Raw genomic sequence first — 5,765 nt, forward strand, 5'->3', positions numbered from 1 at the left:
CCCGGCCAAGCAGGCACCGGCGCCGGCCCCCGCGGCCGGCGCCAAGGTCACCACGCTGCGCGGGGTCGCGGCCCGGATCGTGCAGAACATGGACGCCTCGCTGGAGGTGCCCACCGCGACCTCGGTGCGCGCCGTCCCGGCCAAGCTCCTGGTCGACAACCGCATCGTGATCAACAACCACCTGGCCCGGGGCCGCGGTGGCAAGGTCAGCTTCACCCACCTCATCGGCTGGGCGCTGGTCCGCTCGGTCATGGCGCACCCGGAGATGAACAACTCCTTCGCCGAGGTGGACGGCAAGCCGGCCATGGTCCAGCCCGAGCACATCAACCTGGGCATCGCCATCGACCTCGCCAAGAAGGACGGCACCCGTACGCTGGTCGTGCCGTCCATCAAGAACTGCGAGACGATGGACTTCCGCAAGTTCTGGCAGGCGTACGAGGACGTGGTCCGCCGGGCCCGCCGCAACGAGCTGACCATGGACGACTACTCCGGCACCACGATCTCGCTGACCAACCCCGGCGGCATCGGCACCGTGCACTCCATCCCCCGGCTGATGGCCGGGCAGAGCGCCATCATCGGCGTCGGCGCGATGGAGTATCCGGCGCCGTACTCCGGCATGTCCGACGAGACGCTCACCGAGCACGGCGTCAGCAAGGTCACCACGCTGACCAGCACCTACGACCACCGGGTCATCCAGGGTGCGCAGTCCGGCGAGTTCCTCAAGGCGATCCACGAGTTCCTGCTCGGCGAGCACGCCTTCTACGACGACATCTTCACCTCGCTGCGGATCCCGTACGAGCCGGTGCGCTGGGTGCGCGACGTGGCCCGGACCTCCGAGGGGCAGATCGACAAGGCCGCGCGGGTGGTCGAGCTGATCCACGCGTACCGGGTGCGCGGTCACCTGATGGCCGACACCGACCCGCTCGAGTTCGAGATCCGCCGGCACCCCGACCTGGACGTGCTCCAGCACGGGCTGACCCTGTGGGACCTGGACCGGACCTTCCCGGTCGGCGGCTTCGCCGGCAAGCAGAAGATGAAGCTGCGCGACGTGCTCGGCGTCCTGCGCGACACCTACTGCCGCCGGGTCGGCATCGAGTACATGCACATCCAGGGCCCGGAGGAGCGGCGCTGGATCCAGGACCGGATCGAGATCAAGTACACCAAGCCGTCGCCGGAGGAGCAGAAGCACGTCCTCAACCGGCTGAACGCGGCCGAGGCGTTCGAGACGTTCCTGCAGACCAAGTACGTCGGGCAGAAGCGCTTCTCGCTCGAGGGCGGCGAGTCGCTGATCCCGCTGCTGGACGAGGTGCTGCAGGCGTCCGCCGAGGGTGGCCTGGACGAGATGGTCATCGGCATGGCGCACCGCGGCCGGCTCAACGTGCTCGCGAACATCGTCGGCAAGCCGTACGGGAAGATCTTCAACGAGTTCGAGGGCCAGATGGACCCGAAGTCGGCCCACGGCTCCGGTGACGTCAAGTACCACCTGGGCCAGACGGGCAAGTACACGACGCCGGACGGCGAGAGCGCGACGACCGTCAGCGTGGTGGCCAACCCGTCGCACCTGGAGGCCGTGGACCCGGTGCTGGAAGGCATCGTCCGGGCCAAGCAGGACCGCCTCGACCTGGGCCTGCACGGCTACACGGTGCTGCCGGTCCTGATCCACGGCGACGCCGCGTTCGCCGGCCAGGGCGTGGTCGCCGAGACGCTCAACCTCTCCCAGCTGCGCGGGTACCGCACCGGCGGCACGGTGCACGTGGTCGTCAACAACCAGGTCGGCTTCACCACCGCCCCGGAGTACAGCCGCTCGTCGCTCTACTCGACCGACGTGGCCCGCATGATCCAGGCGCCGATCTTCCACGTGAACGGCGACGACCCCGAGGCCGTCGTCCGGGTGGCCCGGCTGGCGTTCGAGTACCGCCAGGCGTTCAACAAGGACGTCGTCATCGACCTGGTCTGCTACCGCCGCCGCGGGCACAACGAGGGCGACGACCCGTCGATGACCAACCCGCGGATGTACCAGATCATCGACACCAAGCGTTCGGTCCGCAAGCTCTACACCGAGGAGCTCATCGGCCGCGGTGACCTGACCGTGGACGACGCCCAGGAGCAGCTGCGCGACTACCAGGCGCAGCTGGAGAAGGTCTTCAAGGACACCCGGGACACCGCCGGCTCCCCGCCGCGGGCGCAGCGCTCGGCCACCGACGAGCCGGAGCCGCAGGTCGACACCGCGATCGACGCGGCCGGCGTGCAGGCGGTGGGCCAGGCCCACCTCGACCTGCCGGAGGGCTTCACCCCGCACAAGCGGGTCCAGCAGCTGCTGGACCGGCGGGCCAAGATGGCCACCGACGGCGGCATCGACTGGGGCATGGGCGAGCTGATCGCCTTCGGCTCGCTGCTGAGCCAGGGCGTCACCGTGCGCCTGGCCGGTCAGGACTCGCGCCGCGGCACGTTCACCTCCCGGCACGCCGCGATCGTCGACTCGAAGACGGGCAACGACTTCCTGCCGCTGTCCACGCTGGCGACCGGCAACGCCCGCTTCTTCGCCCACGACTCGCTGCTCAGCGAGTACGCGGCGATGGGCTTCGAGTACGGCTACTCGGTCGAGAACCCCGAGGCGCTGGTGCTCTGGGAGGCGCAGTTCGGTGACTTCGTCAACGGCGCCCAGTCGATCGTCGACGAGTTCATCTCGTCCGGCGAGGTCAAGTGGGGCCAGCAGTCGTCGCTGGTGCTGCTGCTCCCGCACGGCCAGGAGGGCCAGGGCCCGGACCACTCGTCCGGCCGCCCGGAGCGTTTCCTGCAGCTGTGCGCGCAGGACAACATGCGCGTGGCCAACCCGACCACCCCGGCGAACTACTTCCACCTGCTGCGCCGTCAGGCCCTGTCGCCCAAGCGCAAGCCGCTGATCGTCTTCTCGCCTAAGTCGCTGCTGCGGCACAAGCTGGCGGTGTCGTCGGTCGCCGACTTCACCAACGGCCGGTTCCAGCCGATCATCGCCGACGCCGGGATCAACGGCACGCCGCTGGACGCCGGCGCGGTCAAGCGGGTCCTGCTCTGCTCGGGCAAGGTCTACTACGACCTGTTCCAGGCCCGGGCCGAGCGCGGCAGCACCGACACGGCGATCATCCGGATGGAGCAGATCTACCCGCTGCCCGTCGAGGAGCTCAAGGCGGTCCTCAACCAGTACCCGAACGCGGAGGACTTCGCGTGGGTGCAGGAGGAGCCGGCCAACCAGGGCGCCTGGTCGTTCGTGGCGCTCAACCTGCTGGAGCACCTGGAAGGCGTACGCCTGCGCCGCATCTCGCGGCCCGCCGCGGCCGCCCCGGCGGTCGGCTCGGCGAAGCTGCACGACGCCGAGCAGTCGGCCCTGGTCGAGGCGGCCCTGCCCCGGCCGTGACGCACTGAGCAGTCGGGGGCGTTTCGCTGCGGCGGAACGCCCCCGCTTACTATCCGGACATGTACTTCACCGATCGTGGCATCGAGGAACTCGTCGAGCGGCGCGGCGAGGAGTCCGTGACCCTGGAATGGGTCGGCGACCAGCTGAAGAACTTCGTCGACGCCCACCCGGAGTTCGAGACGGCCATCGAGCGCTTCGCCACCTGGCTGGCCCGCGACGACGAGGACGACGACGAGTAGGACCTCAGCGTGAACGGCGGACCGGGCGGTCGATGTGCACTCGCACCCAGAAGTTCGACGTTCGTCTGGTGCGCCTTGTTCTGATCTTGGAAATCCGCGAGCGTCGCCGTGGTCACCACGCCGTTCGTGCGCAGGCGCTCGGCCTTGTCGGCCGCGGTCAGCTTGACGGCGATGCCCCCGACGGTCATGAGGAGCCCAAGGCCGAGCAGCACGGTCGTCCAGTCGTCCTCGTCGGGCGGTAGCGGCTTGGCCACCATGGTCTCCTGTCGTCGTGCGGAGCAGGCTAGGTTGAGGTGTGGTCGCGGTGGGCAGGGAGGCGGGCCGGCCGATCCGGCGGATCGAGGCGGATCCCGGCGCCGAGATCGACCGTGACGCCTGGTGGGCGCAGATCCCGGCGATCAGCGCCATCCTCGACCACGGCCTCAACCTCCCGGCCGGCGTGACCTTCGTGGTCGGCGAGAACGGCTCGGGCAAGTCGACCCTCATCGAGGCGCTGGCCGCCGTGCACGGGCTGAACCCGGAGGGCGGGTCGCGGTCGGCGCGGCACAGCACCCGGGCCACCGAGTCGGCGCTGGGGTCGGCGCTTCGGGTGATCCGCACGCCGGGCCGGATGGTGAACTCGTACTTCCTGCGGGCCGAGACGATGCACGGGCTGTACACGTACCTGGAGGGGCTGTCCGGCGGGCCGGACGCCGACCTGCACGAGCGCAGCCACGGCGAGGGCTTCCTGGAGCTGCTCGACCGCAAGTTCCACGGCTACGGCTTCTATCTGATGGACGAGCCGGAGGCACCGCTGTCGTTCACGTCCACGCTGGGCCTGCTGTCCCGACTGGACACGCTGCGCGCGGACGGCGCCCAGGTTGTCGTGGCGACCCATTCGCCGCTGCTGACCGCCCTGCCCGGGGCGACCATCCTCGAGCTGAGCGGGCAGGGCATCCGCAAGGTGACCTGGGACGAGCTGGAGATCGTGGTGCACTGGAAGCGTTTCCTGGACCGGCCCGAGGGTTATCTGCACGCCCTGTTCACCGGTACGCCTCCGCTTGGAGGGTGAACAGCTCGGCGTAGAGGCCGTCGCGGGCCATCAGCTCCTGGTGGCTGCCCGCTTCGGCGATCCGGCCGTCCGCCACGACCAGGATCAGGTCGGCCATCCGTACGGTGGAGAAGCGGTGCGAGACCAGGACCGTGATGCCCCCGGTGCGGCCGCCGACCTCGCGGGCCGAGCGCGCGTAGCGCTCGAAGAGGGCGTGCTCGGTCAGCGGGTCCAGCGCCGCGGTCGGCTCGTCCAGCAGCAGCAGGAGCGGCTCGTCACGCATCATCGCCCGGCTCAGCGCCACCCGCTGCCACTGGCCGCCGGACAGCTCCGCACCGTCCTCGTAGGACTTGCCGAGGTGCGAGTCCAGCCCGTTCGGGAGGCGGTCGACGACCACCTGCGCGTCCGCCCGGTGCACGGCCGCGGGCACTGCCCCGGGGTCGGCGATGCGGGGCAGATCGCCCACCCCGATGCTCTCCCGGGCCGGCGCGTCGAGCTTCACGAAATCCTGGAAGCCGGCCGCGATGCGATCCCGCCAGCCGGCCGGGTCGATCCGGCGCAGGTCCACGCCGTCGACGGTGATCGTGCCCGCGGTCGGGCGATAGAACCGGCACAACAGCTTGACCAGCGTGGACTTGCCGGCGCCGTTGTCGCCGACGACGGCCACGGTGGCACCGGCCGGGATGCGGACCGTCACGTCCCGCAGCACGTCCGTGTCGGTGCCGGGATAGCGGAACGCGACCCCGTCGAGCGCGATGCCGTCGCGCAGGGTGGCCGGCACCGGACGATCCGGCACGATCGGATCCGCCGAGCCGGCCGACTCCCGGCGCAGCCAGCGCACCCGGGCCAGCGCGCGGGCGTTGCGTTGCAGCGACCCCGCGACAGCGACCGCACCGGCCGCCTGGGCGTTGGTCTGCACGGCCAGCGTGATGACCAGGACGACGTCGCCGACGGACCGCTCCCCCGCGATCGCGGACCGGACCACGAGCACGACCGCGGCCACGTACCCGAAGGCGAAGATCAGCTGGCCGGCCAGCCGCAGGCCGAGACCGGCCAGCTCGGCGCGGCGCAGCGGGATCTCCTCCCGGCGGCGGGCCGCGGC

5 protein-coding genes are annotated in these 5,765 nt (G+C 70.5%); 4 read left to right on the forward strand and 1 reads right to left on the reverse strand.

What is annotated here, in order from left to right; translation table 11 throughout:
* The 4 genes from AB0C29_RS30495 to AB0C29_RS30510 all read left to right on the forward strand — a co-directional run.
* The coding region (locus AB0C29_RS30495) for a multifunctional oxoglutarate decarboxylase/oxoglutarate dehydrogenase thiamine pyrophosphate-binding subunit/dihydrolipoyllysine-residue succinyltransferase subunit (protein ID WP_360827302.1) at positions 1 to 3,394 on the forward strand (3,394 nt) is incomplete at its 5' end.
* A gap of 59 nt (positions 3,395 to 3,453) precedes the next feature.
* Positions 3,454 to 3,633 (forward strand): DUF6104 family protein, encoded by a 180-nt coding sequence (locus AB0C29_RS30500; RefSeq protein ID WP_212991121.1) that lies wholly within the window; start codon positions 3,454 to 3,456, stop codon positions 3,631 to 3,633.
* 68 nt (positions 3,634 to 3,701) lie between these two features.
* Positions 3,702 to 3,875, forward strand: a complete 174-nt coding sequence (locus AB0C29_RS30505) for a hypothetical protein (RefSeq protein ID WP_360827305.1) — start codon at positions 3,702 to 3,704, stop codon at positions 3,873 to 3,875.
* Between the two features lie 62 nt (positions 3,876 to 3,937).
* A complete protein-coding gene (locus AB0C29_RS30510; protein WP_360827308.1) occupies positions 3,938 to 4,684 on the forward strand; it encodes an AAA family ATPase in 747 nt (248 codons plus the stop codon).
* Here the strand turns inward: AB0C29_RS30510 and AB0C29_RS30515 are convergent.
* The coding region (locus tag AB0C29_RS30515) for an ABC transporter ATP-binding protein (RefSeq protein WP_360827311.1) at positions 4,656 to 5,765 on the reverse strand (1,110 nt) is incomplete at its 5' end. The two genes, AB0C29_RS30510 and AB0C29_RS30515, sit on opposite strands and share 29 nt — an antisense overlap.

This window comes from Actinoplanes sp. NPDC048791 (genome assembly GCF_040650095.1).
Lineage (GTDB): Bacteria > Actinomycetota > Actinomycetes > Mycobacteriales > Micromonosporaceae > Actinoplanes.